We start from the raw sequence: 26515 nt of genomic DNA on the forward strand, positions 1-26515 counted from the left end.
GCCGCTTCGCACACCCCGAGGAACCGAGGCTTCCGTCATGAGCGACACCCCCCGGGCGCTGGGCGCGCCCGTCGTACGCCGCGAGGGCCGCGACAAGGTCACCGGCGCCGCCCGCTACGCCGCCGAGCACACCCGACCGGGCCACCTCCACGCCTGGATCGTCCCCGCGACCGTCGCGAGCGGCCGCGTGACCGCCGTCCGGACCGCCGACGCCCTCGCCGACCCGGGCGTGCGCGCAGTCCTGACCCACGAGAACGCCCCACGGCTCGAGGAGCCGGACGACCCCATCCTCTCCGTACTTCAGGACGACCACGTGCCCCACCGGGGCTGGCCCGTCGCCCTCGTCGTGGCGGAGACCCCCGAGTCGGCGAGGGCCGGGGCAGCGGCGGTGCACGTCGAGTACTCCACCCACGGGCACGACGTCGTCCTCACCGGCGACCATCCCGGGCTCTACACGCCGGACGAGGCCAACGGGGGACACCCCGGCCTGCGTGAACGCGGTGACGCCATGCGGGCGTTCGAAGCCGCGCCGGTGCGGATCGACTCGGTCTACACGCTGCGCCCACTGCACAACCACCCCATGGAACCGCACGCCTCCACGGCCTCCTGGGCCGACGGGCACCTGACGGTCCACGACTCGAGTCAGGGCTCGAACGCGGTGCGCGACAGCCTCTCCAAGGCGTTCGGGATCGACGGCGACGACGTCACGGTCCTCTCCGAGCACGTCGGCGGAGGCTTCGGCTCGAAGGGCACCCCACGCCCCCAGGTGGTGCTCGCCGCGATGGCCTCCCTCCACACCGGGCAGCCGGTGCAGCTGGCGCTGCCCCGGCGCTCCATGGCAGCTGTGGTCGGCCACCGTGCGCCCACCCTCCAGCGCGTACGTCTGGGCGCCGGCCGCGACGGCGTCCTGTCCAGCGTCACCCACGAGATCGTCACCCACACCTCGCGGATCAAGGAGTTCGTGGAGCAGGCCGCGGTCCCCGCTCGTGTCATGTACGCCTCGCCGCACAGTCGCACGGAACACCGCGTGGTGGCACTCGACGTGCCCAGCCCGTCCTGGATGCGCGCCCCGGGAGAGGCGCCGGGGATGTACGCCCTGGAGTCCGCGATGGACGAACTGGCCTGCGCCCTCGGGATCGACCCCGTCGAGCTGCGCCTGCGCAACGAGCCGCGGACCGAACCCGACAGCGGACGGCGCTTCAGCAGCCGCGGTCTCGCCGCCTGTCTGCGCGAGGGCGCACAGCGCTTCGGATGGAACGGCAGGGACCCGGAGCCCGCCGTCCGTGAGGACGGGCCCTGGCTCCTCGGCACCGGCGTCGCGTCGGCGACGTACCCGGTCCTCGTCGCGCCGTCGGCCGCCTCCGCGCACGCCGCGCCCGACGGCTCGTACCGCGTCGGCGTCAACGCCACCGACATCGGCACGGGAGCCCGTACCGTGCTGGCACAGATCGCCGCCTCGGTCCTGGGGACACCCGTGGAGAACGTGCGGACCGACATCGGCAGGAGCGACCTGCCCTTCGGGTCCGTCGCGGGCGGCTCCTCCGGAACCGCCTCCTGGGGCTCGGCCGTGCACAAGGCCGCGACCGCCCTCCGGGACCGGCTCGCCGCCCGCACAGGGCCGCTGCCCCCCGAGGGCGTCACCGTCACCGCCGACACCCGGGAGGAGGCGGCGCTCGAATCCCCCTACGCCCGGCACGCCTTCGGCGCCCACTTCGCCGAGGTGGCGGTCGACTCGCTCACCGGTGAGATCCGCGTACGCAGGCTGCTCGGCGTGTACGCGGCCGGACGCATCCTCAACTCCCGTACGGCGCGCTCCCAGTTCATCGGCGGCATGGTCATGGGCCTCGGCATGGCCCTCACCGAGGGCAGCGGGATCGACCCCGTCTTCGGTGACTTCACCGAGAACGACCTGGCTTCCTACCACGTGCCCTCCTGCGCGGACGTCCCGGACATCCAGGCGCACTGGATCGACGAGGACGACCCGCACCTCAACCCCATGGGAAGCAAGGGCATCGGCGAGATCGGCATCGTCGGAACGGCGGCGGCGATCGGGAACGCGGTGCGGCACGCCACGGGCGCCCGGCTGCGGGAACTGCCCCTCACCCCCGACAAGGTGCTGCCCTACCTGCCGTGACACCCGGTGACGGACCGCTTCGGTTGCGCAACCGGCCCCCCGGGGTCACCCTGATGAGTGACCCAGAAGTGATTACTGCTCACGCTTCGTGTTCGGGGGTCGTTGGTTCAGACGGGTCGAAGCCGTGGGCCTCGCGTGGTGAGGAGCCTCGACGATGACCGTTCCACTCGACCGGCACTATCTGGTCGAACTGCAGGTGTCGGCAGAGCGCATTTCCCAGCTGCGGCGCATAGTCGCCGCGCACCTTCGTCACTGGAGTCTCGATCTGCACGTCCGGCCCGTGTGCCGGGCCGCGGAGGAGCTCCTGACGAACGTCCAGAGGCACGTCGGCGACGACAACGAGTGCGTCGTCGAACTCCGCTGGACGGGCCGGCACCTGACGGTGTCGGTGGCCGACAACGATCCGCGGATGCCCCGCCTGCTCGACGGCGGCGGCGGCGGCCTCAGCCGTGTCATGGCCCTGAGCGACAGCTGGGGCACCTGCCGGACCACCGACGGCAAGGTCGTGTGGTTCACGCGGTACGCGGAGACGCCGTGTACCACCGGCCTCCTTCCGCGGACCCCGCTGCCCGGCGGCCGTACGTTCCTCGGCGGCCCGGCCGGCGAGGGTGCGCCGGTCGCCGACGTCACCCCCGCGCCCGAGGCCGTGCCGGCCGCCGAAGGGGCACCGGTCGCCGAACTCGTGTGACCGCACCGGCCCGGCCGGCGAGGACGGCGTGCCCGCGGCACGCATGATCCGCGCCGGCCGGGTACGTGTGCGTGGGGGAGCCGCGTCGCGCGCCCGCGACGCGGGACGGACGAAGAGCGACGCAAGGAGAGACAGCATGCCCATCGCGACGGTCAATCCCGCCGACGGCGAGACGATCAGGACGTTCGACGCGCTGGACGAGCAGGAGACCGAGCGCAGGATCGCCACGGCCCACCAGGCGTTCCGAAGCTACCGCACGACGGACTTCGCCGAGCGGGCGCGCCTCATGCACCGGGCCGCCGACCTCCTCGACGACGACCAGGCCGGCATCGCCCGCACCATGACCGTCGAGATGGGCAAGCCGGTCAAGGCCGCCCGCGCGGAAGCCGCCAAGTGCGCCAAGGCGATGCGCTGGTACGCGGACAACGCGGAGCGCCTTCTCGCCGACGAGCACCCCTCCGACACGGACGTCAAGGACTCCGGCGCCGCGCGGGCCCGGGTGCACTACCGGCCCTTGGGCGTCGTCCTGGCCGTGATGCCGTGGAACTTCCCTCTCTGGCAGGTCGTGCGCTTCGCCGCGCCCGCGCTCATGGCGGGGAACACCGGACTGCTCAAGCACGCCTCGAACGTCCCGCAGACCGCCCTGTACATCGAGGACCTGTTCTCCAGGGCGGGTTTCCCCGAAGGGTGCTTCCAGACGCTCCTCATCGGTTCGGGCGCGGTCGAGGCCGTGCTCCGGGACCCCCGGGTGGCGGCGGCGACACTCACCGGAAGTGAACCCGCCGGCCGCGCGGTCGCCTCCGTCGCCGGCGACGAGGTGAAGAGGACGGTGCTGGAACTCGGCGGCAGCGACCCCTACGTCGTCATGCCGTCGGCCGACATCGAGAAGGCCGCGGCGACCGCGGTCACCGCCCGCGTCCAGAACAACGGCCAGTCCTGCATCGCGGCCAAGCGTTTCATCGTCCACACGGACGTGTACGACGCGTTCGCCGAGCGGTTCACCGCGGGCATGCGCGCCCTGACCGTGGGCGATCCGCTGGAGGAGTCCACCGACGTGGGGCCGCTCTCCAGCGAACAGGGCAGGACCGACCTCGAGGAGCTCGTCACCGACGCCCTCGGCAAGGGTGCCACCGCGCTGTGCGGTGGGCGGCGCCCCGACGGCCTGGACCGTGGCTGGTTCTACGAGCCCACCGTGCTCACCGGGATCACGCCGGCCATGCGCATCCACCGGGAGGAGACCTTCGGGCCGGTGGCGACGCTCTACCGGGTCGCCGATCTGGACGAGGCCGTGGACCTCGCCAACGACACACCGTTCGGGCTGAGCTCGAACGTCTGGACCGGCGATCAGCAGGAGATGGACCGCTGTGTGCGGGACATCGAAGCGGGCGGTGTCTTCTTCAACGGGATGACGGCCTCCCACCCCGCACTGCCCTTCGGCGGGGTGAAGCGATCGGGATACGGCCGGGAGCTCGCCGGCCACGGAATCCGGGAGTTCTGCAACGCCACCACCGTCTGGTACGGCCCGGCCCCTGACGCCGGCTGAGCGGGGCCCCGGCCCCGCACGACGTGCTTCGGCCGCCCTGCGTGCGTGCGGGGCGGCCGAGGCGTGCGCGGAAGAGGGCTCAGCCGACGACCGTGTGCACGACCGGTGAGACGGCGCCGCCGCCGACGATACGGAGGGCGTTCTCGCCCTTCATCCCCAGCCTGACGCGGAGGCTGTACTCGCCGGTCCGGCCGGTGCTCATCGTGGCGGGCAGCGCCACCCAGCGCTCGCCCTGCTTCTGCTGCAGCGTCACCGGGGTGCCGGCGCCGATGTTGCGGGCGGAGCCGTGGATACGGAACTCCTCCCAGGCCGCGACGTTGCGGGCGGTGGCGTAGGCGGAGAGGGCCGGTCGCGCCGCGAGGTCCTGCGCGCGCTCCCCGGACGGCGGTGCGGGGACACCGGACGACGCCGCGGCCCCGCCCACGGCGCCGGCCAGCGCCGCCGCTGTGAGCAGCGCCGCAGCCGACGCGCGCCTGAATCGGTCCATGGATGGCTCTCCTTCGTGCACGACGTGATCGGTGAGATCACGCGGTGAGATCGACTTCGGAGCGCCAAACCTAGACATCGTTCACATAATCCTCACGCGCGACGCGCCGTCAGAACCGCAGGACCGCTGCCAGCCGGCCGTGGTCCGCGAGGGAGTCGTCGGCGACGAACGCGACCTCGCACCCCTTGTCCAGTGCCGCCTCGATCAGTTCGTCGACGATGTCCTCGCGGATCCGGTCGTCCGACGAGGCGGCGACGTCAGGACCCACGGGCTCCAGATGGCCGTCCGTCACCCTGACCGTCCGCTCGAAGTGCTCCTCGACCGCGACCAGTCCCGCGCGGCCCTCCTTGACGGCGAGCCAGACCTCGTCGAGTCCTCCGGCGAAGGAGTGACTGCTCTGGGCGCCGTCGAGCCTGGTCCGGATGCCCGTCGCGGTGTCCCGGCGCCACTCCTCGAGGGCGGGAGCCAGCTCCTTGGCCAGTTCGGGGCCGCTCGTGCCGGCGGTCGTACCCTTCGCGACCCGGCCGATGGCCGGCTTCGCGCTCTCGCCCACCTCGTCGAGGAGCGAGAGAGCGGGCGCCAGGCCCACGAGGAAGAGCGGCCGCGGATCCGCGGCCGTCACCGCGCGCAGCTTCTCGTCGACCGTGCGCAGGAAGTTGCGCGCGTCCTCGCTGCTGTAGGTGCTCGGGGTGTCCCCGATCCGCTCCTCGCGCTGGGGGTTGGGTGCCTCGTGCGGAGCGGTGAGGGGGAATCCGCCCCGGTGCTCGGGGGTCAGTCCGTCGTTCGTGCCGGAGAAGAGGCACGCGTGCTCCGCGGAGAGGGTGAGGACCCGGAACGGCTGGGCGCCGGCCTTCGCCGCGACGAGATTGCGGGTGAGGTAGCTGTCGCTGAGGACCACCCGCTCGGGTGCGGTGCGCGGCAGCTGCCAGATCTGGTACTCGTCGGCGTCGGCGAGGATGACGAGGGAGTCCTGCGCCCGGCGCTGGTCCACCTCCGCGACCGCCCGGTCCAGCTGCGCCTTCACCGCACTGCGGGCCTCCGGGGTCACGCGCGGGTCCTCGTCCAGGCGGCGGGCGGCCTCGGCCACCAGATTCCTCAGGCGCACGGAGTCTTGGGCGTTGTCCGGTGCCCGGCGGTGGGTCGGCATCGTCAGTGACAGCGCCGGATAGGTCCTGGTGGCGCGAAGTTCCTGCAGTAGGCCGGGCGTCAGGGCGTCCGTATCCATCGTTCCCTCCCGGAGGGCTCTGGGTCGGCGTTGCTGATGTCGCCCCTGGGTGGGGAGCGGATCGTTCGACGAGTCAATTCATACCGTTTGATCCTAATATGGGCGAATTATTCCGCCTGTTCCGGAGGTGTGTGCCATGTCCACGCTCACCGTGTGGAAGTTCCAGTCCGCCGAGGGCGCCGAGAACGTCGAGACCTCCCTGAAGTCGCTGCAGAAGGAGGGGCTGGTCAAGATCCTCGACGCCGCCGTCGTCACCTGGCCCGTCGACCGGCCGAAGCCGAAGACGAAGCAGCTGATCAACCTCGTCGGCGCGGGCGCCCTGAGCGGTACCTTCTGGGGGATGCTCTTCGGGCTCATCTTCCTCATGCCCTTGCTGGGGGCGGCCATCGGTGCGGCGGCGGGGGCGCTGGGGGGACGGCTCGCGGACATCGGCATCGACGACGAGTTCATCGCCGAGGTCAAGGAGAAGGTGACCCCGGGTACGTCCGCTCTCTTCCTCCTCACCACGGACGAGGTCCCCAGCCGTATCAGCGAGTCGCTCCCCGGTGGCGGGGCGCGGCTGCTGCACAGCAACCTCGACGCGGAGCGGGAGGCGAAGCTCCGGGAGATCTTCGGCGACGAGGGGGAGTGACGCCGGGGTGCCGGGCCGTGGGGCCGGCCGGTGCGCATCCTCCCCGGGGGCCGTCCTGGCCGAGCCGGGTGGTCCGGCGCGGGAGCGGACCGGCCGTGCCCGGGCTCCCGCGAGGAGCCCGGGGCGCGCTGCGCGCGGCCGGTCCGGCCGCCTACCAGATCGCCTCGACCCACTCCGGGTGGTCGATGAACGGGTTCCGGTTGTGCTGGAACCGCTCGAATATGACGTCGTTCCGGTTCTGCTCGAAGCTGTCCGGCGGGTCCTCCTGGCTCCACTGCTTCAGCACGGACAGCCGCCCGATGTTCGGGGCCGAGCCGTTGTTCACGCTGTCGTTCGGCTCCAGGTCGGCGAAGGCGTCGTCGCCCTCGTAGCGCACCGCCATGTAGAGGATCATCCGGGCGACGTCCCCCTTCACCGCGTCACGTGGTTCGAAGGAGTCTCCGTCGGTGTAGTTGCCGGGAGCGCCCGCCACGGCGCTGCCGCCGTTGTCGAAGTCCTTGTTGCCCCTGATGGAGTTGACCTGGACGTCCGTGGGGCGCAGGTGGTGGATGTCGGTCCCGGGGCCGGTGGACGTACCGAAGTCGCCGTGGGACTTCGCCCACACGTGCTCGCGGTTCCAGTCCCCCACGGCGCCGCCGTTGTCGTTCTTCGACTGCGAACGGCCGGTGTAGAGGAGGATCACGCGGGAGGCGTCGGCCGGATCCTCGTCGGTGGCCTTGAGGGCGTCCCACACCTGGCTGTAGGAGAGGGTGGTCTGGTCGCTGATGATCGTGTGGAGCGAACTCCTGAGCGCGGTACCGGTCTTGCCCAGGGCGTCCTGGTAGTAGGTGTCGTCGAGGGTGGTGACGGCCGATCCGTCGGGGGTGGTCGCGGGGGCGGTGGCGGCGGCGCAGGTCAGAATCAGGACCGAGGCGGCCGTGGCGAGTAGCGGACGCGCGTAGATACGGCGACGAACGGACATGTGGGGTGTCCTTTCCGGGGCGGCTGAGCGCTGTCGTGTGTCCGGAATCCGGCTCCGGACCGGGAGCCTTCCACACGCACGGTGCCGCCATGTGAACGTTGCGTGATTATCATGTGCAAGTCAAGTGGCTGTCCGGCCTCCTGTCCGGCCGCATCGGATGCGCCGATGCCTCCCCGGCGCGAGAATTGCCGCAAGGACGAGGAGGCGGTATGAGCGAAGAGCCTGAATCCCTATCCGCACCCGCGCGGGACGCACGGGGGGTCACCCCCGACCGGCTGCTGCACACCGGCGGCGACGACCAGCCCACCGCGGAGGACCTGGTCCTCGCCTCGGGGCGGGACCTGACACCGGAAAGCCTCGAATGGGCGCGGCACAGGATCTCCGAGGAGGGGAGGTCGGCCATCGAGAAGCGGCTCCCCTAGAGCCTCTCGTGCGGATCACGCCGGGCTCGCGTGCCCTGGTGCCGCACCTCGCGGCGTTGTCGTCGGTCCCCGACGCTCCTTCCCCCGGCTCTCGACTCCGTTCGAGCAGGGGAGACCCCATGCGACTCCGCCGTGTGATGCACGGCACCAGGCGCCGCTCCCTGATCCGGCCTGATCCAGACGAAAGACCCTGGGTCTTCGGTCAGGTCTCCGGTTCCCATCGGACCGGGGACCGGAAAGCGTGTCCCGGTGCGTGCGCCCGCGAGGCCGAGGAGGGAGTCGACGAAGGGGCGGCGCCGGCGACGGCGCGGTGGAGGAGCGCCCGGAACCCGCGAACCGGCACGGTCCGTCACCGGGACCCCGGAGGCAGGCGGCCGCCGCGGCGGCGGGGAGCGTGCGAGCCGCGCCCCGCCGCTCGGCTAGCCTGAACGCAACATGAACCGTTTGACGACGTCACAGGGCGAATTCGACCTCGCCCGCTTTCCGGACGACCCGCGCGACCAGCTCCGAGCCTGGGACGCCGCCGACGAGTACCTCCTGCGCCACCTCGAAGGGGCGGAGGAGGGCGAGCCGGTCCGCACGGCCGGTACCGTGGCCGTCGTCGGCGACCGCTGGGGCGCACTCTCCACCGTGCTGGCCGCCCACAGCCCCGTACAGATCACCGACTCGTATCTCGCCCGGCGGGCGACCCTCGCCAATCTGGCGCGCAACGGCGCCGCCCCCGGCTCGGTGGACATGCGGTCGGTGCGCGACGTCCCGCCCGGGCGCGTGGATCTCCTTCTCGTGCGGGTGCCCAAGAGCCTGTCCCTCCTGGAGGACCAGCTCCACCGGATCGCGCCCGCCGTGCACGCGGGGACCGTCGTCATCGGCACCGGCATGGTGAAGGAGATCCACACCTCCACCCTCGACCTGTTCGAGCGGATCATCGGGCCCACCCGCACCTCCCTCGCCGTGAAGAAGGCCAGGCTGATCTTCTGCACCCCGGACCCGGCTCTGCCGAGGACGCCCAGCCCCTGGCCCCACCGCTACCGTCTGCCGGACGGCATCGGCGCGGTGTCCGGTCGCACCGTCACCAACCACGCGGGGATCTTCTGCGCGGAACGCCTCGACATCGGCACCCGCTTCTTCCTGAAGCACCTCCCGGACCGGACCGGTCCCGACCGGGTCGTCGACCTGGGCTGCGGGAACGGGGTCGTCGGTACGGCTGCCGCGCTCGCCAACCCCGAGGCCGGAGTCACCTTCATCGACGAGTCGTACCAGGCCGTCGCCTCCGCGGAGGCGACCTTCCGTGACAACACCCCGCCGGGCGCCGAGGCCGCGTTCCTGGTCGGCGACGCGATGGCGGACGTTCCCCCGGCCTCCGTCGATCTGGTCCTGAGCAACCCGCCGTTCCACTCGCACCAGGCCGTCACCGACTCCACCGCGAGGAACATGTTCCACGGCGCACGGGCGGCGCTGCGCCAGGGCGGCGAACTGTGGGTCGTCGGCAACCGGCACCTCGGCTACCACACCCAGCTCCGAAGGATCTTCGGGAACTGCGTCACCGTCGCCGGCGATCCGAAGTTCGTCGTCCTTCGGGCCGTCAGACGCTGACGGGACGGGTGAGGCGCACCCGGCAAGGGGCGACCGCGTACACCCGCGGCGAGGTTCGGCTCCCCGGCGAAAGGGAAGGCACGAGGCCATGAGGAATCCAGACCCGGGTCTCTTCGGCCCCGGCTCGGTCACCTGGCAGATGCACGCGGATCCCATGATGTGGGTGGCCGGCATCCGTGCCCTGTACCTTCAGGCACTCCACCCGCGGGCGGTCCGTGGTGTCATGCAGAACTCCGATTTCCGCGAGGACGCCTGGGGACGGCTGATGCGCACCGCGGACTTCGTCGGCACCCTGACCTACGGCACCACCGAGGCCGCAGAGGCGTACGGGGCGAAGGTCCGCAGGATCCACCGGCTGCTCCGGGCCACCGATCCGGGGACCGGGGAGGTCTACGGCATCGACGAGCCGGATCTGCTGCTCTGGGTGCACTGCGCCGAGATCGACTCCTATCTGAGGGTCCAGATCCGCTCCGGTTTCCCGCTCACCGGCACCCAGGCCGACCGCTACGTCGACGAGCAGCGCGAGTCCGCCCGGCTCGTTGGCCTCGCCCCGGAGGAAGTCCCGGGCGACGCTGCCGCCCTCGACGCCTACTTCACGCGGATCCGGCCTGAGCTGGCGGCCGGACCGGAGGCCCGCGACGTCGACGCATTCCTGCGTGACCCCCCGGTCCCCGCCCTGCTGACCCCGGTACGTGCGCTGCTCTGGCGGAGGGTGGCCGCACTCGCCTACGACTCCCTGCCCGCGTACGCCCACGAGCTGTACGGCAGGCCGGCGCCGCCCCAGGCGACGGTGGACCGACGCCTGCACGCGGCCGGGAGGGTCCTGCGCGCCGTACCCGCCCGGCTCCGCCGGCGCCTGCCACCCGGACACGTCGAGAAGGCGATGGCCCGGCTCGGCAAGGGGAGTCGCCCCACCCCGTACAAACTCCGCAGACAGGCAGCCATACTGGACGGACCTGGGAGAGCGCGGCAGCGGTAGCGGGCGGAGTGGACGGGGGCGGCAGCGGACGATGGGGGACACCAGGCTGATCCATGGCCGCTATCAGCTGCTCGACGTCATCGGGCGCGGTGGAATGGGTGAGGTGTGGCGTGCGCGGGACGAGTCGCTGGGACGGCAGGTGGCCGTCAAGTGCCTGAAGCCCGTGGGCCCGTCGCACGACCAGGACTTCACACGCGTCCTGCGCGAGCGCTTCCGGCGGGAGGCGCGTGTGGCCGCCGCGCTCCAGCACCGAGGGGTGACCGTCGTCCATGACTTCGGGGAGTCGGAAGGGATCCTCTATCTCGTCATGGAGCTCCTGGAGGGACGCAACCTCAGCCAGCTCCTGGAGGACAACGCGCAGGCCCCGCTGCCGGTGGACGACGTCGTGGACATCGCGGAGCAGGTGGCCGACGCGCTCGGCTACACCCACCAGCAGGGCATCGTGCACCGGGACCTCAAGCCCGCGAACATCATGCGGCTCCACGACGGGGCCGTGAAGATCTGTGACTTCGGCATCGCCAGGCTGGGCCGCGACATCGGGTTCACCTCACGGCTGACCGGCACCGGCATAGCCATGGGCACCCCGCACTACATGTCGCCCGAGCAGATCAGCGGGGGAGAGGTCGACCACCGCAGCGACCTCTACTCCCTCGGCTGCGTGCTGTACGAGATCGCCACCGGCGTACCGCCGTTCGACATGGAGGACTCGTGGTCCGTCCTCATCGGGCACCGCGACACCGCTCCCGAACCGCCCCGGTCCCGCCGGGCCGAACTCCCCGTCTTCTTCGACGACATGGTTCTGGACCTGCTGGCCAAGACCCCCGAGGACCGGCCCGCGGACGCCGGTGACCTGCGGCAGAGAATCGTGTCCGGACGGACCGGGGAGCAGCGTGTGCCCGGGGCGGGACGCCCGGCCGGTGCCGTCCGGGGGCCCGCCGTCGGCTCCGGGGAGCCCCGACTGCCCGACTGGACCCGCGACATGACCACCGGTCACAAGCCCGGCCGCCCGAAGTCCGGCGGGGCGGACGCCCTCGACGGGGCGACCGCGCTGACGGGGGCGTGGACCACCGCCCGGGGCGCTCACGTCACCGGCCTCCCTCCCGGGGTTCCGAGCCGCCCGGTGCCGGCACCCGCGCTGCTCGCGACCCTCGCGAGCAGACACAGCGCCGGGGTGAATCTCGGCCGGCTGGGCCACTGGGAGGAGGCCTGCGAGGTGCACCGGGCCGTCGCCGAGGAGCGCGAACACGCGCTCGGCCCCGACCACCCCGACACCCTCGCCAGCAGGTACGAGGCCGCCCGTACGCTCAGCCGCGCCGGACACACCGCGGAGGCGCTGCGTGAGTTCACCCGCGTCCGCGAAGGCCGCGAGCGTACGCTGGGCCCCGACCACCCCGAGACCCTCACGGCCCGTCAGCAGAGTGCGTACGCGCTGGGCCGGCTCGGCCGTCACTTCGAGGCGCACCAGCTCCACGCGGCGCTGCTCGCGTCGAGGGAGCGCTCCATGGGCCCGGAGCATCCCGACACCCTGCGCTGCCGCCACGACCTGGCCCTCAGCCTGGGCATGCTGGGCCGTGTCGAGGACTCGTACAGCATGGCCCTGGACGTCGCCGTAGTACGCGGCCGCGTGCTCGGCGCGACACACCCCGACACACTGGCCACCCGGTACGAAGTGGCCTGCTCGCTCGGACGGATGGACCGATGGGCCGAGGCCCTCCGGACGTACCGCGAAGTGGCGCACGCGCGTGCGGCCGAGCTCGGGGACGATCACCCGGACACGCTCTCCGCGCGTTACGGGACCGGCGTCAGCCTGGGGCGCCTCGGCCGCGGTGCGGAGGCCCTCGAGCTCTACCGGTCGCTGGTCGACGACCGCACCCGCGCCTGCGGTCCCACCGACCCCGAGACGCTCCGCGCCAGGCACGGACTCTGCGTCAGCCTCGGCCGTCTCGCACGCTGGGAGGAGGCGCTGGCCGAGGCGCGAGAGGTCTGCGCGATACGCGAGCGGACCCTGGGCCCCGGACACCCGGACACCCTCCTCAGCCGACGTGAAGTGGCTGTCGCACTCGGCTGGCTGGGACGCTGGGCCGAGGCGCTCACCGACTACCGCACGGTCGCCGACGTCCGTGAACGGGTCCTGGGGCCCGGCCACCCCGACACACTCGCCGGCCGCAACGACGAGGCGCAGTGCCTCGAACGGCTCGGCCGTGGCGACGAAGCCGCCGGCCTCTACCGAAGGGTCGCGGATCTGCGGGAGCCGACCACCCGGACGCCGGCCCGCTGACCCTCGGCCTCAGCCCTCGGACCCGGCCACCCGCACACGGTAGAGATCCCGCAGCAGGGCGATCTCCGCGCCGTGGTGCAGGACTTCCTGGTTGACCCACCACACCACGTCGAGGAAGGCGTCCTCGGGATCGCTGCCGTACGGGTACGTGCTGTACCCGACCGTGTCCAGTGCCGCGTCGTCGGCGCCGAGAAGTGCCGCACGCCACGCGGCCGCCGCGGCGGCGAAGGCGGTGAGCGCCTGGGCCGCGCTCCCCGCCACGCGGTAGTCCTCCCTCGTCATGCTGTGGCTCCCCGCCGTGTGATCCGCCCGGAGCGCCAGCAGTTCGCCGAGGTGGCTCAGACGCCACGCGAGGGTGGTGAAGGGCGGCGGGGAAGGGTGCGGGAAGGGAGCGGTGTCGCGCCCCCAGTCACCCGATCCCGTCAGCGCGGCGGCCCCCGGACCCGGGCCGGAGAGGCGGGGCCGCACCGACCAGCACCCCGGGACGGGCTCCCACAGGTACTCCTCGTCGGTCAGTGCCGGAGTCCCCACGTCGGTGCCGTTCCCGCTGTCGACGAAGGGACCCGCCATTCTCCTCGTGAGCCGTTCGCAGCCCCAGTCGAACTGCTCCAGCAGCGGAACGAGGCGGGCGGGTGTCTTCACAGCGGCTCCTGCGGCGGGTGGGAAGCACGGACGGGACCGGCACTGTCGCACACGAACCGGGCGCGGCGCCCGTGGTTTCCGGGGAGCGGGCTCCACCCGGCACCCGTGGTTTCCGGGGAGCGGGCTCCACCCGGCACCCGTGGTTTCCGGGGAGCGGGCTCCACCCGGCACCGGGGCGCTCCTCTGTCCGGGGGAAGCGTCCCGTGCTACCAAGGAGCATGCCCGCAGACGAGACGTCCTTCCCCGGCGGCCCGGCGCTCACCCGCTACGACGCGGTGATCGTCGGCGGCGGTCACAACGGCCTCGTGGCCGCCGCCTATCTGGCCCGTGCCGGGTGGAGCGTCCTGGTCCTGGAACGCCTCGGCACCACCGGGGGAGCCGCCGTGTCGGCCCGCCCCTTCGCCGGGGTCGACGCCAGGCTCTCCCGCTACTCCTACCTCGTCTCGCTCCTTCCCCGGAAGATCGTCGACGAGCTCGGCCTCGACTTCGCCGTACGCAGGCGCACGATCTCTTCGTACACCCCGGCAGTGCGGGGCGGCAGGCACACCGGACTGCTCGTGGGCGGGGACGCCACCCGGGAGTCGTTCGCCGCGCTCACCGGGGACGACCGGGAGTACGACGCCTGGAGACGCTTCTACGGGATGACGGGACGGGTCGCCGGACGCGTGTTCCCGACCCTCACCGAACCGCTCCCGGACCGCGAATCCCTGCGCTCACGCGTGGACGACGAGGACGCCTGGCGGACGCTGTTCGAGGAGCCGATCGGCCTCGCGGTCGAACGGGCCTTCGCGGACGACCTGGTGCGCGGTGTCGTGCTCACCGACGCGCTGATCGGCACCTTCGCCGACGCCCACGACCCGTCCCTCGTCCAGAACCGCTGCTTCCTCTATCACGTGATCGGCAACTCCACCGGTGACTGGGACGTCCCCGTCGGCGGCATGGGAGCGCTCACCGACGCACTGGCCGCGGCGGCACGGGACGCAGGCGCCGAGATCAGGACGTCGCACGAGGTGACGCGCATCGAGACCGACGAGGGCCAGGCCGAGGTCGGCGTCCGCTCCCCGGACGCGGAGTACGTCATCGGCGCGGGAAAGGTCCTCGTCAACGCGTCCCCGCAGGAACTGGCCGCACTTCTCGGCGAGGAACCCCCCGCCCCCGCGGAAGGTGCCCAGCTGAAGGTGAACATGCTGCTCACGCGGCTGCCGGAGCTGCGCGACCGCTCGGTCGACCCGCGCCATGCCTTCGCCGGCACCTTCCACATCGCCGAGGGGTACGAACAGCTGGCCACCGCCTACCGGGAGGCGGCGGCCGGGCGGCTGCCGGCCGCGCCGCCCTCCGAGATCTACTGCCACTCCCTGACTGACCCGTCGATCCTGGGCCCCGGCCTCGCCGCCCGCGGCTACCAGACCCTCACGCTCTTCGGACTGCACGCCCCCGCCCGGCTCTTCACCGCCGACAACGAGACCGCCCGCGACGCTCTCCTGCGGGCCACCCTCGCCGAACTCGACGCCCATCTGGCGGAGCCGGTCACCGACTGCCTGGCTCTGGACGCCGACGGCAGGCCGTGCATCGAGGCGAGGACACCACTCGACCTGGAGCGTGATCTAGGACTCCCCGGCGGCCACATCTTCCACCGCGACCTGGCGTTCCCCTACTCGACCGGCGACACGGGCCGCTGGGGTGTGGAGACCGCGCATCCCCACGTGCTGCTGTGCGGCGCGGGAGCCGTCCGGGGAGGCGGAGTCAGCGGGGTACCGGGCCACAACGCGGCCATGGCGGCGCTCGGCCGGTGAGAACTGCGGACCGGCCCCGACCGCGAGAGGAACGGCTCTCCCCCCAACGGCACTTCGGGTCCGGCCGGTGAAGGTACGAAGCTCCGCCCCGCCCGGCCGGGCGACGGCGGGGGCGGGGCGGAGCGATTTCGGGTGGAGGCGGCGGGTGCGGGCCTCGCCACCCCCACCCGGCCCGCCGGACCGGGGTGCCGGGTGGGGGCGCTGGTGCGCAGGCGACCCGATCGCGGCGGAGTCCTGGCGCGGCCGCTCAGGAGGCGGTGTGTGCCGTCCCCCGACCGCGCGGGACCGTCACGAGGCGGAGCAGGCGCCCAGTACGGGGGCCGCGGTGCTGCCGTTCGTCGTGACGGTGAAACCGAAGGTCGTCGAGGCGCCGGCTGCCAACGTCCCGTTCCAGGCAGGCTTGACCGTCACCAGGCTGCCGGACGTGGTGGGCGTTCCGTTCCACAGGGCGGAGATCTTCTGGGGGGCCGGAACGGTCATCGGGACGGACCATGAGGTGATCCCCGAGCTGCCCGCCTTGACGGTCACCTGCCCGTTGTAGCCCCCGTCCCATGCCGCGGTCCGGGTGTAGGTGGCCGTGCAGGCACCGGTGTTCCCACCGCCGTCCTCGCCGCCGTCGTCACCGCCGCCGGTCGAGCCGCCGAGAGCCGCGAGCACGGCGTCGTAGGCCGGCTTCTTGTTGTAGTCACCGTCGAAGAGCAGCGGTGTCCCACTGCTGCGCCACGAGTACTTGTCCGTGACGCCCCAGACGGTCATGCCCTTGCATCGTGTGACGGCCAGACAGGCATTGACGACCTTGGTGTAGTTGGCCGCCTGGGCGGACCCGGAACCCTCGATGTCCAGTTCTGTGATCTGCACGTCGACCCCGAGGTCGGCGAAGCGCTGCAGATTGGCCTGGAAGTCCGACGGCACCGGCGAGTTGCTGTTGAAGTGGGACTGGAACCCCACGCAGTCGATCGGGACGCCGCGCGCCTTGAAGTCCTTCACCATCGCGTAGACGGCATTGCTCTTGGCGTTCTGGCCGTCGGTGTTGTAGTCGTTGTAGCAGAGCTTGGCGTCGGCATCGACCGTACGGGCGGTCCGGAACGCCTCCTCGATGAAGCCGTCACCGAGCTTGTCCTGGAAGGGCGAGCTGCGCCGGGCACCACTTCCGCCGTCCTGGAACGCCTCGTTCACCACGTCCCAGGAGTGGATCTTCCCCTTGTAGTGGGTCATGACCTGGGTGATGTGGTTGTTCATCGCCGAGCGGAGATCGGTGGCGCCGAGCCCGCCGACCCATCCGGGAAGCTGTGAGTGCCACACGAGCGTGTGGCCCCTGACCTTCATGCCCTTGCTCTGCGCATGGCTGACTATCTGGTCGGCAGCGGAGAAGCTGAACGAGTTGCGCGAACTCTCGACCGCGTCCCACTTCATCTCGTTCTCGGGGGTGACCGAGTCGAACTGCGCGTCCAGGGTGGAGGCGTACTGCGCTTCACCGAGGTGGTTCGCAGCGACCGCCGTTCCGAAGTAGCGGCCCTTGGCCGCGGCTGCGTCGCCCAGTGCACCGGCGGCTTCGGCGCCACCGGCGAACGCGACGACACCGGTGACCGCGAGGGCACCCGCCGCGACGAACGACAAGGCCCGTCGGGCAAGAGCCGGGGGACGGGTGGGGGCACCGCGTGGGGGAATCTGGTCCATCACGATTTTCCAGCCTCTTCTTCCGGTGCCGGGCAAGGTGAGTTGATGCCCGGGCAGGGGGATTCGGACCGTTCGAGGTGCTGTGCGGGTGTTCCGTGTGCTCCCGCTCCGCGATGCCGGCGGCGGAGGTTCCTGGGGTGAGTCCGCGGACGGAAGCGCCGACTGCGGAACAAGGGGAGCGAGGGAGAGTATGCGCGCAGCGAGAAGTCGCGTCAACGCCAGGTTTCCGAAATATTTCCGAGCCAACTCCCGCTCATTTGAGGGTGGTTGTGCGCTCTACCAGCGTAGACGTGCGGTGTCCTGGTGTGATGCTGGATCTGGGCGCCGGCGATCTCCGCGTGCCGGTCGTGTGTACCGAAATACTCGATAGGACATCTCGAAACATTCGAACCGTGGAGGCCGTGATGCGATCAGGGTGTCCCGCTGCAGACTCCTGCCCGCTCCGCGGAGGCGGGAGCGTGACGCGGAAGCGGCGCGCCACCCGCGGCGTGCGGATGGCGCGCCGCTCGGGCTGCGCCTTAAGGGGCGTGCATGGGGCGGGGCCGGCTGTACCGGCGTGCTGCCCGGCACCGGTGCGAAGTGCCGCCCGGTCCTCGGCCGACCGGGCGGTTCCGGTCACCGGCCAGGGGGCTGCGGCTCGGTCACCGTACGTCCGGCCTCCGGCCGGCCGTCAGTCCGCGGACGCCGTCCACCCCGTGGCCTCGATGCCGCGTGCGTCGGCGGACCTTCGTTCGTCGAAGAGTGTGCGTCCACCGTCCTCGACCCGGACACCGTCGACGTAGACGCCTCGGCCCACGTACAGCTGGTCGGTGGTGTAACGCCAGCGCAGCCGTACCTCCTTGCCCCGCAAGCCTCCCAGATCCGCCTCCAGCCGGTGCCAGACACGCCCCGACCAGCCCGAGACGACGCCCTCCGGATGGGAACTCGGACTGGGGGACCGTCCCTCCGCCGGCGTGGTCGTGAACGGCAGCGGCTGCCACGTCGCCCCGGAATCGGAGGAGGACTCCAGCACCAGGAAGTCCGACGCGGGCTCGGTGTCCCACCAGATGTCGCAGCTCAGCAGCGCGCGTGAGGACCGGGGGCGCAGCGCCGGGAGGGCGAGTGTCGCCGAGGCGGAACTCGCCATGCCGGAGAACCACGCCGTCCTGCCGCGGGCGGGCCGGACCGGGACCGCCCGCGCCATGCGGTTGGCGGTCGCGACCCTCGGTGCGCTGCCCGATCGCCAGTTGCGCACCGGATGGACGGAGTTGCCCAGGACGATCAGGAACGAGTCCGTCGTCGGGTCCAGGACGAGGCTCGTGCCGGTGAAGCCTGTGTGGCCCGCGGTGCGCGGGGTGGCCATCGCGCCCATGTACCAGTGCTGGTAGAGCTCGAAGCCCAGGCCGTGTTCGTCTCCGGGGAACGCCGTGTTGAAGTCCGTGAACAGGAGCTCGACGGACTCATCGGACAGGATCCGGGAGCTCCCGTAGACGCCTCCGTTGAGCAGGGTGCGAGCCAGTACCGCGAGGTCCCACGCACACGAGAAGACCCCGGCGTGGCCGGCGACACCCCCCAGGCTGAAGGCGTTCTCGTCGTGGACCTCACCCCAGACCAGGCCTCGTTCGAGTCCGGACCAGGGCAGCCGCGCGTCCTCCGTGGCCGCGATCTTCGGCTTCCAGGAGGCCGGGGGGTTGTAGCGCGTGCGGTGCATCCCGAGTGGAGCGGTGATCTCCTCGCGGAGCAGCTCATCCTGGCCGCGACCGGTGATCTTCTCGATGATCAGCTGCAGCGAGATGAGATTGAGGTCGGAGTAGAGGTATTTCGTCCCGGGAGGCGAGGCCAGGACCTCGTCCCAGATGAGCCGCAGCTTCCCCTCGCGGGTCGGCTCGCTGTACAGCGGGATCCAGGAGCGGAAGCCGGAGGTGTGCGTCAGCAGCTGGCGTACCGTCACGTCCTGCTTGCCCCCGCCGGCGAACTCGGGAAGGTAGGAGGCGACACGCGCCTCCAGTTCCAGCGATCCACGCTCGATCTGCTGCACCGCGAGGATGGATGTGAACAGTTTGGACACCGACGCGAGGTCGAAGACAGTGTCCTCGGCCATGGCGATCTGCTGGTCCCGGGGAAACTCCACCCCGGTGTCCGTCTTCTCGTCGTACGCCGAATAGCGCACCGCCCGGCCGATCGGCCGATGCAGTGCCACGGTGCCGCCGCGGCCGGCGAGCAGCACCGCGCCCGCGTACCAGGGGTGGACCGGCGATGCGCCGAGGTACGTCTCCGCGTCGGTGACGAGCTGCTCGAGCTGCTCCTCCAGCAGTCCGGCACGAGCGGCCGGCCCGCGACGCAGAGTGGTGCCGCCCCGGCCTGATGCCATGTCCGTCCCGGTCCCTGATGGTGTGTCCGGCAACTGTCCTGTCCGCTCCGCCCCGGCCGCCGCTCCCGCGGCCCCGGCGAAGGGAATCGGAGCCAGTGCGAGCGCTCCGCCGAGCGCCAGTATCCCGCCGCCCAGCCCGCGGCGGCTCACTCCCCGCTCCGACACGTCCCCGGTCATCCGGAACCCCTTCCCCTCATGCCGAAAGCACCCGCGTGAAAGTAACTTTCGAAATCTCGTTCGTTCGTGAAACTTCCTGCCGAAGCGGAGGTTACGTCACACACGTCGTCGGCGGGAGGCCCCCGTGGCCACAAAACGCCCCGCCCCGGCCGGGTACCGTGATGCGCCGTCACCGCGGCCCCCCGTCACGCCGGGTCCGGGCGCGGGCGCCCTGTTCCCGGGACACCGGCGCCCGGACTCTTGACCCCCGGCGCCCAGCCGCACAGGATCACCGAATGACAGGTGTACGCAGCAGCACGGTCGACGGCATCGTGACCCGCAGTGCGAGGCGCAGCCCGGGGAGCACCGCCCTGCGGTACGGCGAGCGGTCCTGGACCTATGCCGAACTGGACGAAGCGGTCAGCACCGCCGCCTCCGTGCTGACCACCGCACACGGACTGCGGCCCGGCGACCGGGTGGCGTCGTACGCCCACAACTCGGATGCCTACCTCATCGCCTTCCTGGCATGCGCACGTGCGGGGCTGGTCCATGTGCCGGTCAATCAGAACCTCACGGGCGACGATCTCGCCTACATCCTCGAACAGTCCGGAAGCACGCTCGTGCTGGCAGATCCAGGCCTGGCCCCGCGCGTCCCGAAGGGGCGGACGGTACGAGCGCTGCGCGACGCCCCGGATTCCCTCCTTGGCGCACTGGACCAGCCACGCCCCTTCCTCCCGGCGCGGGAACCCGGTGCCGACGACCTGGTCCAGCTGCTCTACACCTCAGGCACCACAGCCCAGCCCAAGGGCGCGATGATGACGCACGGGGCGCTGGTCCACGAGTACGTCAGTGCCATCACCGCACTCGGCCTGCGCGCCACGGACCGCCCGGTGCACTCGCTTCCGCTCTACCACTCCGCCCAGATGCACGTGTTCCTGCTGCCCTACCTGGCGGTGGGTGCGGAGAACACCGTCCTCGACGGTCCCGACGCCGGGCGGATCTTCGACCTTGTCGAAGCGGGCCGGGCGGACAGCCTCTTCGCTCCGCCGACCGTCTGGATCGGGCTCGCCAACCACCCCGACTTCGGTACCCGTGATCTCGGTGGCCTGCGCAAGGCCTTCTACGGTGCGTCGATCATGCCCGTTCCCGTCCTCGAGCGGCTGCGGGAGCGTCTGCCCGGCCTGGCGTTCTACAACTGCTTCGGGCAGAGCGAGATCGGCCCGCTCGCCACCGTCCTCGGTCCCGACGAGCACGAGGGGCGTATGGACTCCTGCGGGCGGCCCGTCCTGTTCGTCGAGGCAAGGGTCGTCGACGAACAGGGCGAGGAGGTTGCCGACGGCACGCCGGGCGAGGTGGTCTACCGCTCCCCTCAGCTGTGCCAGGGGTACTGGGACAAGCCCGAGGAGACGGCGGAGGCGTTCCGTGACGGGTGGTTCCACTCCGGGGACCTCGCCGTCCGGGACTCCGAGGGATACCTCACCGTCGTCGACCGCGTGAAGGACGTCATCAACTCGGGAGGTGTGCTGGTCGCCTCCCGGCAGGTGGAGGACACTCTCTACACCCATCCGGCAGTGGCCGAGGTGGCGGTGGTCGGCCTGCCGGACGACCGCTGGATCGAGGCGGTCACCGCCTTCGTGGTCCTGCGGGGCGACGGGAAGGGGCCGGTGCCGCGGGAAGCCGAACTGATCGATCACGCTCGCGCGAGGCTCGCCTCCTTCAAGGCACCGAAGAGGGTCGTCTTCGTCGGCGAACTGCCGCGCAACGCCAGCGGAAAGATCCTCAAGCGTGATCTGCGGGACCGGTTCACGTCACGGCCGTGACACCGTGTCAGTCACGCGGCCGGTCCCGTCGCTCAGCCGGATGGACGAGTAGCGGGATCCGCGGCGGGTGAGCAGGGAGATCAGGGACGCCGGGACACGTCCAGGCGTGTCGGCGGACGCACCGGGGTGGCATCGCGACGGGCGCGGATTCGACGGGGCCTGCGGAACCTCGGGGAGCACCGCCTCACCGCACGGGCCTCAACTCGTCATGGCGTGCCGGGTTAGCCCGTTCGCCGCCCCCGGCGTGATCGCTCCTCAGTTCTTCCCGCCGCAGCGAATGACCTGCGTAAACGGTGGACCCACCGCCGAGCTCGGCGACTGGCCGGGTGACGAGGACCCGCGGATCCCGTGTTGCGAGGGTGACGGTCTGTCGGTTCTCTCGGGAGCACAGCAGAGGCGCCGTGCAGACCGGCCGGACCCTGCTTCCGTTGGAGGATCCACATGCGCAACACACGCATCGCCGCGGGTGTCTGTCTGGCCGTCGGCTGCCTCACCCTGGCGGCCCCGACCGCCGGAGCGGCGGCCGAGCCCTCGGGCGAACAGACCATTCACATCAGTCCCTCCAGGACTTCACCCGGCTCCGAGGTCACCGTCAGCACCAGAGCCTGCGGCAAGGAGACCTACGGCAAGGGCACATCCGAGGCCGGAGGGGCCTTCCACCTGTTCGAAGGGGAACGGAAGGGCACCCTCGTCGGTGTCTTCGAGGTCCCGCGCGGCACGGAGCCGGGCACCGACACGGTGACGGTGAAGTGCCCGCCGAGGATCAAGATGACGGATACCTACGAGATCGTGGAACGCGCCCCCTCAGGCGGGGTCGACGCAGGATTCGGGGCCCCCACCGACCAGGGAACCCAGCTCGCCGCCGGCAGTGTGCTGCTCGCAGCCGCCGCGGCCGGGGGAGTGGTCAGGCTGCGCCGCCGAACCGCGGCCACACGTTCCTGACCCCGGTCCCGGACCCGACGGGGGGCCGGCCGCCCCACCGGCCGGCCCTCCGCAGCACCTCAGGATCCGATGTGAGCAGAGGGAGAAGTCATGGAGACCGGGCGCAGCACCAGCACCAGCACCACGCCACCCTCGTCGTTCCCGGCGGTGAAGCATCTCGTCTGGGCACTGGTGGCGGGGACCGCTCTCGTGGCCGCAGGACTGCGCGACGAGACTCCTGAGCGGCCCCCGGCGGCCGGCGCCGCAGCCGCGCCACGGGTCCTCCCGGAAGCGCCCCTGCCCGGTCACGATCCGTCGGCCACCTCCGCGTCGCTTCGCCCGGTCGTCGACTACTTCGCGCCGGACCGTGTCCCCGCGGAGCCTCCCGCGCTCGTACGCCGCTCCACCGCACCTCCCGTCCTCCGCCCCGTAGGCCCTGTCCGCACGGCACCGCTGGTCCTCGCCCCGCCGAGCCCGGAGCACCCCGAACGGCCGGGGAGCCGGCCCGCTGGGAGTGGCGCCGCCACACCCGCCCCGTCGCCTCACCACAGCACGCGGCCGTCGCCCCACGGCGCTCGGCCGCTTCCCGTGTCGACACCGCTCAGGCTGCGGATCCCGTCGGCCAAGGTCGATGCGCCGATGATGGAGCTGGACCTGGACGCCACCGGCGCCCTGGAGCCTCCGCCCGACAACAACCCCGTGCTCGCCGGCTGGTACGCGGGCGGCACCGTGCCGGGAGCCGTCGGAACCGCCGTCGTGGCCGGTCACGTCGACACTCGTCTCGGCCCCGGCGTCTTCCGCCAACTGGACGCGGTACGCAAGGGCGCCACCATCGAGGTCGTCCGGGCGGACCAGCGAACCGCGGTGTTCACCGTCTACGCCGTCGAGGTCTACGACAAGAAGAACTTTCCCGACGAGAAGGTGTACGGCCGGGCGGACCGTGCCGAGCTGCGCGTCATCACCTGCGGTGGTGCCTTCACGAAGAAGGCCGGCTACGAGGACAACGTCGTGGTCTTCGCGGCTCTGACCGGTACGCGCTGACGGGCGCCTGCGCCGGGTCATGAGCGCGAGAGAGGCGCGTGCTGCCGGCCGGCGTCGGATCAGGGCGGGCCTCGCGTACTCCCGGAGGGTGCCTCAGTGCGCCTCCCTGAGATCGACGATCCGCTTGATCTTCCCGACCGAACGCTCCAGCGCGCCGGGTTCGACGATCTCGGCCTCGACGCTCACCCCCACGCCTTCCTTCACGGCCGCCGCGATCGAGAGGGCCGCCGACGTCCGCTCCGCCGGCGTCGCGCCGGCCCGCGCCTCCGCCCGTACGGTCAGCGCGTCCAGGCGGCCCTGCCGGGTCAGGCGCAGCTGGAAGTGCGGTGCGACACCGGGTGTCCGCAGCACGATCTCCTCGATCTGGGTGGGGAAGAGGTTGACGCCCCGGAGGATGACCATGTCGTCGCTCCTGCCCGTCACCTTCTCCATGCGCCTGAACGTGCGGGCCGTGCCCGGCAGCAGACGGGTCAGATCCCGGGTCCGGTACCGGATCACCGGCATGGCCTCCTTGGTGAGCGAGGTGAAGACCAGCTCGCCCTGCTCCCCTTCGGGCAGCACCTCGCCGGTGAAGGGGTCGACGACCTCCGGGTAGAAGTGGTCCTCCCAGATGTGCAGCCCGTCCTTGGTCTCGGCGCACTCCTGAGCCACTCCGGGTCCCATGACCTCCGACAGCCCGTAGATGTCGACGGCGTCGATCGCGAACCGCTCCTCGATCTCACGGCGCATCTCCTCGGTCCAGGGCTCGGCCCCGAATATCCCGACCTTCAGCGACGTCGAGCGGGGATCCACTCCCTGGCGTTCGAACTCGTCCAGCAGGGTCAGCATGTAGGACGGAGTGATCATGATGATCTCGGGCCGGAAGTCCAGGATGAGCCGCACCTGGCGGGCGGTCATGCCTCCGGACGCCGGAACGACCGTACAGCCCAGCCGCTCCGCCCCGTAGTGGGCGCCGAGGCCGCCCGTGAAGAGCCCGTACCCGTAGGCGACATGAACCTTGTGGCCGGGACGCCCGCCCGCCGCCCGGATGGAGCGGGCGACCACGTCGGCCCAGGTGTCCAGGTCCTGCTCGGTGTACCCGACCACGGTGGGCCGGCCGGTCGTGCCGCTGGACGCGTGGAGGCGCCGCACCCGGTCCTCGGGAACGGCGAACATCCCGAACGGGTAGTTGTCACGCAGGTCGGCCTTCACGGTGAACGGGAAGCGGGAGAGATCGGCGAGCGTACGGCAGTCCTCCGGACGCACCCCCGCCTTGTCGAAGGCCGCGCGGTAGAAGCCCACGTTCGCGTAGGCGTGCCTGAGCGTGGCCCTGAGGCGCTCCAGCTGAAGGGCTTCGAGCTCGTCGCGGTCGAGCCGCTCCCCGGCATCCAGCAGCGCGGTCATATGGATCATCCCCTCGCCGTCGGGCGACCGACCATTCGGTCGCCTCCTGTGAGCAGTAATTCAGGAGGCCGGTGGTCTTGGCAAGGGGCGGGAACGAGCTGTGGAAAACCCCGGTCGGCGGCTCCGCGCCGGCCGGGTGCGGCCCGGGAACGACACCGGCGGCGGGTGGCCCGAGAGGCGGCTCCGTCCTGATTCGCCGAGGGCGGACGGGGCCGCGAGGCAGGACCCGCCCTGCTTGGATGGCCTACATGCCGATCTTCAGTTCATACGATGGAACCGAACTCGCCTACCACCTCATGGGGGAGGGCGAACCGTTGATCTGCCTGCCCGGCGGACCGATGCGGGCGTCCCGGTACTTCGGGGACCTCGGCGGGTTCTCCCAGGTGCGGCAGCTCGTCCTGCTCGACCTGCGGGGAACCGGAGACTCCGCCGTACCGCACGATCCCTCCACGTACCGCGTCGACCGGCTCGTCGACGACGTCGAGGCACTTCGCGTGCATCTCGGCCTCGAACAGGCGGACGTCCTGGCCCACTCCGCCGCCGCGGAACTCGCGGCGCTCTACGCGGCGAAACACCCCCGGCGACTGCGCACCCTGACCCTGGTCACACCGGGAACCGGCACCCTGGGTCTCCCCGCGACCGGCCAGGACCGCCGCGAGGCCGCCGCACTGCGTCGCGATGAGCCCTGGTACCCGGACGCGACGGCCGCGCTGGACGAGATCCTGGCGGGACGGGCCACCCCCGAGACATGGGAAGCGGTACGGCCGTTCACCTACGGCCGCTGGGACGCGGCGGCCCGGGAGCACGCCGCGCTGTCCCCCGTGCAGCGCAACGCCGAGGCGGCGTCGTTCTACTACCCGGAGAGCGGGATCGACACCGAGGCCACGGTCGCCGCCCTCCGCGAACTGTCCGTCCCCGTGCTCGTCCTCGCGGGGGAGTACGACGGCGGCCCCACCCCCGACCGGGCCGCGGAGCTCGTCGGCCTCTTCCCCCGGGGCGAGTTCGCCGTCCAGCGCGAGGCGGGCCACTTCCCCTGGATGGACGATCCCGGCGCCTTCGTCCGCACGGTCACGGCCTTCCTCGACCCCGACGTGACCAGCGTGCAGGCCGGAGGAATCAGGCTCGCGCACCGCACATGGGGCGACCCCTCCGCGCCCCCCGTCGTCCTCGCCCACGGACGCTGCGGCAGCAGCCGGGACTGGACGGACATCGCCGAACGGCTCTCCCGACGCCACCGGGTCTACGCGCTCGACTTCCGGGGCCACGGCCTCAGCGACTGGCCAGGCCGCTACAGCCTCGAATTCTTCCGTGACGACCTGCACGCATTCCTGGAGGCCCGCAATCTGGCCGGTGCCACCGTGATCGGGCACTCCATGGGAGGCGCGGCCGCCCTCCTCCTCGCCGAGCTCCAGCCGGCGCTCATCGGAGCCCTGGTGATCGAGGACTCCCCGACCTTCGTCCCGCTCGACCCGCCACGCCCCCGGGCCGACCGGCCCGAGGGCGAACTCGGCTTCGACTGGCCGGTCGTCCCGTCCGTCGACGCCCAGCTACACGATCCGGACCCGGCCGTCCTGGAGTGCCTGGGTGACATCACGGCCCCGACACTCGTCGTCGGCGGATCCCGCAGCCACGTCGACCAGCGGCAGCTCGCCTCGATGGCGGACCGGATACCGGGCGGGCGATTCGTCTCGGTCGAAGCGGGCCACCTCGTGCACCGGGACAACCCGCGGGCATTCCTCGACGCCCTCGTGTCGTTCGGTGTCGGCTGACGGGCCCCGAGGCGGAGCCCGC

Annotated in this window: 20 protein-coding genes; 13 read left to right on the forward strand and 7 right to left on the reverse strand. The window is 71.6% G+C overall.

The window, feature by feature from the left end; genetic code table 11:
• Positions 1-37 precede the first annotated feature (37 nt).
• From ACFXOA_RS21995 to ACFXOA_RS22005, 3 genes are all read left to right on the forward strand, one after another.
• The gene (locus ACFXOA_RS21995) at positions 38-2134 is read left to right on the forward strand and encodes a xanthine dehydrogenase family protein molybdopterin-binding subunit (protein ID WP_385031023.1); all 2097 of its coding nucleotides are present in this window, start codon (positions 38-40) and stop codon (positions 2132-2134) included.
• A gap of 154 nt (positions 2135-2288) precedes the next feature.
• Positions 2289-2822: an ATP-binding protein gene (locus tag ACFXOA_RS22000; protein WP_385031026.1), complete on the forward strand. Its 534-nt coding sequence runs from the start codon at positions 2289-2291 to the stop codon at positions 2820-2822.
• Positions 2823-2958: 136 nt separating this feature from the next.
• Positions 2959-4365, forward strand: a complete 1407-nt coding sequence (locus ACFXOA_RS22005) for an NADP-dependent succinic semialdehyde dehydrogenase (protein WP_385031029.1) — start codon at positions 2959-2961, stop codon at positions 4363-4365.
• 79 nt (positions 4366-4444) lie between these two features.
• Here ACFXOA_RS22005 and ACFXOA_RS22010 read toward each other — a convergent pair whose 3' ends face one another.
• Positions 4445-4852 (reverse strand): hypothetical protein, encoded by a 408-nt coding sequence (locus tag ACFXOA_RS22010; RefSeq protein WP_385031031.1) that lies wholly within the window; start codon positions 4850-4852, stop codon positions 4445-4447.
• Between the two features lie 109 nt (positions 4853-4961).
• Positions 4962-6077, reverse strand: a complete 1116-nt coding sequence (locus ACFXOA_RS22015; protein ID WP_385031034.1) for a chemotaxis protein — start codon at positions 6075-6077, stop codon at positions 4962-4964.
• Between the two features lie 136 nt (positions 6078-6213).
• On the opposite strand from ACFXOA_RS22015, the gene ACFXOA_RS22020 reads away from it, so the two are divergent.
• The gene (locus ACFXOA_RS22020) at positions 6214-6708 is read left to right on the forward strand and encodes a DUF1269 domain-containing protein (RefSeq protein WP_385031037.1); all 495 of its coding nucleotides are present in this window, start codon (positions 6214-6216) and stop codon (positions 6706-6708) included.
• A 151-nt stretch (positions 6709-6859) separates the two neighbouring features.
• On the opposite strand, the gene ACFXOA_RS22025 is transcribed toward ACFXOA_RS22020, so the two are convergent.
• Positions 6860-7669 carry an endonuclease I family protein gene (locus tag ACFXOA_RS22025; RefSeq protein ID WP_385031040.1) on the reverse strand — a complete coding sequence of 270 codons (810 nt, stop codon included), beginning with the start codon at positions 7667-7669 and terminating at the stop codon, positions 6860-6862.
• Between the two features lie 209 nt (positions 7670-7878).
• On the opposite strand from ACFXOA_RS22025, the gene ACFXOA_RS22030 reads away from it, so the two are divergent.
• The 4 genes from ACFXOA_RS22030 to ACFXOA_RS22045 all read left to right on the forward strand — a co-directional run bounded on the left by ACFXOA_RS22030 (position 7879) and on the right by ACFXOA_RS22045 (position 12941).
• Entirely contained in the window at positions 7879-8091 is a 213-nt protein-coding gene (locus tag ACFXOA_RS22030) for a hypothetical protein (protein ID WP_385031043.1), read from the forward strand.
• Positions 8092-8526: 435 nt separating this feature from the next.
• Positions 8527-9684, forward strand: a complete 1158-nt coding sequence (locus tag ACFXOA_RS22035) for a methyltransferase (RefSeq protein ID WP_385031046.1) — start codon at positions 8527-8529, stop codon at positions 9682-9684.
• Between the two features lie 88 nt (positions 9685-9772).
• Positions 9773-10663, forward strand: a complete 891-nt coding sequence (locus tag ACFXOA_RS22040; RefSeq protein WP_385031049.1) for an oxygenase MpaB family protein — start codon at positions 9773-9775, stop codon at positions 10661-10663.
• 31 nt (positions 10664-10694) lie between these two features.
• On the forward strand, positions 10695-12941 hold the full coding sequence (locus ACFXOA_RS22045) for a tetratricopeptide repeat protein (RefSeq protein WP_385031052.1): 2247 nt from the start codon (positions 10695-10697) through the stop codon (positions 12939-12941).
• A gap of 9 nt (positions 12942-12950) precedes the next feature.
• Here the strand turns inward: ACFXOA_RS22045 and ACFXOA_RS22050 are convergent, their stop codons facing one another.
• Positions 12951-13583 (reverse strand): DinB family protein, encoded by a 633-nt coding sequence (locus ACFXOA_RS22050; protein ID WP_385031055.1) that lies wholly within the window; start codon positions 13581-13583, stop codon positions 12951-12953.
• 218 nt (positions 13584-13801) lie between these two features.
• Here ACFXOA_RS22050 and ACFXOA_RS22055 point away from each other — a divergent pair, with 218 nt between their 5' ends.
• Positions 13802-15376 (forward strand): phytoene desaturase family protein, encoded by a 1575-nt coding sequence (locus ACFXOA_RS22055; protein WP_385031058.1) that lies wholly within the window; start codon positions 13802-13804, stop codon positions 15374-15376.
• Positions 15377-15664: 288 nt separating this feature from the next.
• Here ACFXOA_RS22055 and ACFXOA_RS22060 read toward each other — a convergent pair whose 3' ends face one another.
• Positions 15665-17053 carry an endo-1,4-beta-xylanase gene (locus tag ACFXOA_RS22060; RefSeq protein ID WP_385031061.1) on the reverse strand — a complete coding sequence of 463 codons (1389 nt, stop codon included), beginning with the start codon at positions 17051-17053 and terminating at the stop codon, positions 15665-15667.
• Between the two features lie 670 nt (positions 17054-17723).
• Entirely contained in the window at positions 17724-19580 is a 1857-nt protein-coding gene (locus ACFXOA_RS22065) for a serine hydrolase (RefSeq protein WP_385031064.1), read from the reverse strand.
• A gap of 275 nt (positions 19581-19855) precedes the next feature.
• Here ACFXOA_RS22065 and ACFXOA_RS22070 point away from each other — a divergent pair, with 275 nt between their 5' ends.
• The 3 genes from ACFXOA_RS22070 (at position 19856) to ACFXOA_RS22080 (ending at position 23341) form a co-directional block, all read left to right on the forward strand.
• Positions 19856-21379 carry an acyl-CoA synthetase gene (locus ACFXOA_RS22070; RefSeq protein WP_385031067.1) on the forward strand — a complete coding sequence of 508 codons (1524 nt, stop codon included), beginning with the start codon at positions 19856-19858 and terminating at the stop codon, positions 21377-21379.
• 441 nt (positions 21380-21820) lie between these two features.
• Complete coding sequence (locus ACFXOA_RS22075) at positions 21821-22321, forward strand: sortase (RefSeq protein WP_385031070.1); 501 nt, start codon at positions 21821-21823, stop codon at positions 22319-22321.
• Positions 22322-22411: 90 nt separating this feature from the next.
• A complete protein-coding gene (locus ACFXOA_RS22080) occupies positions 22412-23341 on the forward strand; it encodes a class F sortase (protein ID WP_385031072.1) in 930 nt (309 codons plus the stop codon).
• A gap of 93 nt (positions 23342-23434) precedes the next feature.
• On the opposite strand, the gene paaK is transcribed toward ACFXOA_RS22080, so the two are convergent.
• Positions 23435-24724 carry a phenylacetate--CoA ligase PaaK gene (paaK, locus tag ACFXOA_RS22085; RefSeq protein ID WP_385031075.1) on the reverse strand — a complete coding sequence of 430 codons (1290 nt, stop codon included), beginning with the start codon at positions 24722-24724 and terminating at the stop codon, positions 23435-23437.
• Between the two features lie 248 nt (positions 24725-24972).
• Between paaK and ACFXOA_RS22090 the strand changes: the two genes are divergently transcribed.
• Positions 24973-26493 (forward strand): alpha/beta fold hydrolase, encoded by a 1521-nt coding sequence (locus ACFXOA_RS22090; protein WP_385031078.1) that lies wholly within the window; start codon positions 24973-24975, stop codon positions 26491-26493.
• The last annotated feature ends 22 nt before the right edge of the window (positions 26494-26515 follow it).

Source organism: Streptomyces sp. NPDC059166 (genome assembly GCF_042755185.1).
GTDB lineage: Bacteria > Actinomycetota > Actinomycetes > Streptomycetales > Streptomycetaceae > Streptomyces.

Excerpts from the sequence above, each read along its gene's own strand:
- ACFXOA_RS21995 (WP_385031023.1), top strand. The coding sequence starts at position 38 with ATGAGCGACACCCCCCGGGCGCTGGGCGCGCCCGTCGTACGCCGCGAG.
- ACFXOA_RS22000 (WP_385031026.1), top strand. The coding sequence starts at position 2,289 with ATGACCGTTCCACTCGACCGGCACTATCTGGTCGAACTGCAGGTGTCG.
- ACFXOA_RS22005 (WP_385031029.1), top strand. The coding sequence starts at position 2,959 with ATGCCCATCGCGACGGTCAATCCCGCCGACGGCGAGACGATCAGGACG.
- ACFXOA_RS22010 (WP_385031031.1), bottom strand. The coding sequence starts at position 4,852 with ATGGACCGATTCAGGCGCGCGTCGGCTGCGGCGCTGCTCACAGCGGCG.
- ACFXOA_RS22015 (WP_385031034.1), bottom strand. The coding sequence starts at position 6,077 with ATGGATACGGACGCCCTGACGCCCGGCCTACTGCAGGAACTTCGCGCC.
- ACFXOA_RS22020 (WP_385031037.1), top strand. The coding sequence starts at position 6,214 with ATGTCCACGCTCACCGTGTGGAAGTTCCAGTCCGCCGAGGGCGCCGAG.
- ACFXOA_RS22025 (WP_385031040.1), bottom strand. The coding sequence starts at position 7,669 with ATGTCCGTTCGTCGCCGTATCTACGCGCGTCCGCTACTCGCCACGGCC.
- ACFXOA_RS22030 (WP_385031043.1), top strand. The coding sequence starts at position 7,879 with ATGAGCGAAGAGCCTGAATCCCTATCCGCACCCGCGCGGGACGCACGG.
- ACFXOA_RS22035 (WP_385031046.1), top strand. The coding sequence starts at position 8,527 with ATGAACCGTTTGACGACGTCACAGGGCGAATTCGACCTCGCCCGCTTT.
- ACFXOA_RS22040 (WP_385031049.1), top strand. The coding sequence starts at position 9,773 with ATGAGGAATCCAGACCCGGGTCTCTTCGGCCCCGGCTCGGTCACCTGG.
- ACFXOA_RS22045 (WP_385031052.1), top strand. The coding sequence starts at position 10,695 with ATGGGGGACACCAGGCTGATCCATGGCCGCTATCAGCTGCTCGACGTC.
- ACFXOA_RS22055 (WP_385031058.1), top strand. The coding sequence starts at position 13,802 with ATGCCCGCAGACGAGACGTCCTTCCCCGGCGGCCCGGCGCTCACCCGC.
- ACFXOA_RS22060 (WP_385031061.1), bottom strand. The coding sequence starts at position 17,053 with ATGGACCAGATTCCCCCACGCGGTGCCCCCACCCGTCCCCCGGCTCTT.
- ACFXOA_RS22065 (WP_385031064.1), bottom strand. The coding sequence starts at position 19,580 with ATGACCGGGGACGTGTCGGAGCGGGGAGTGAGCCGCCGCGGGCTGGGC.
- ACFXOA_RS22070 (WP_385031067.1), top strand. The coding sequence starts at position 19,856 with ATGACAGGTGTACGCAGCAGCACGGTCGACGGCATCGTGACCCGCAGT.
- ACFXOA_RS22075 (WP_385031070.1), top strand. The coding sequence starts at position 21,821 with ATGCGCAACACACGCATCGCCGCGGGTGTCTGTCTGGCCGTCGGCTGC.
- ACFXOA_RS22080 (WP_385031072.1), top strand. The coding sequence starts at position 22,412 with ATGGAGACCGGGCGCAGCACCAGCACCAGCACCACGCCACCCTCGTCG.
- paaK (WP_385031075.1), bottom strand. The coding sequence starts at position 24,724 with ATGACCGCGCTGCTGGATGCCGGGGAGCGGCTCGACCGCGACGAGCTC.
- ACFXOA_RS22090 (WP_385031078.1), top strand. The coding sequence starts at position 24,973 with ATGCCGATCTTCAGTTCATACGATGGAACCGAACTCGCCTACCACCTC.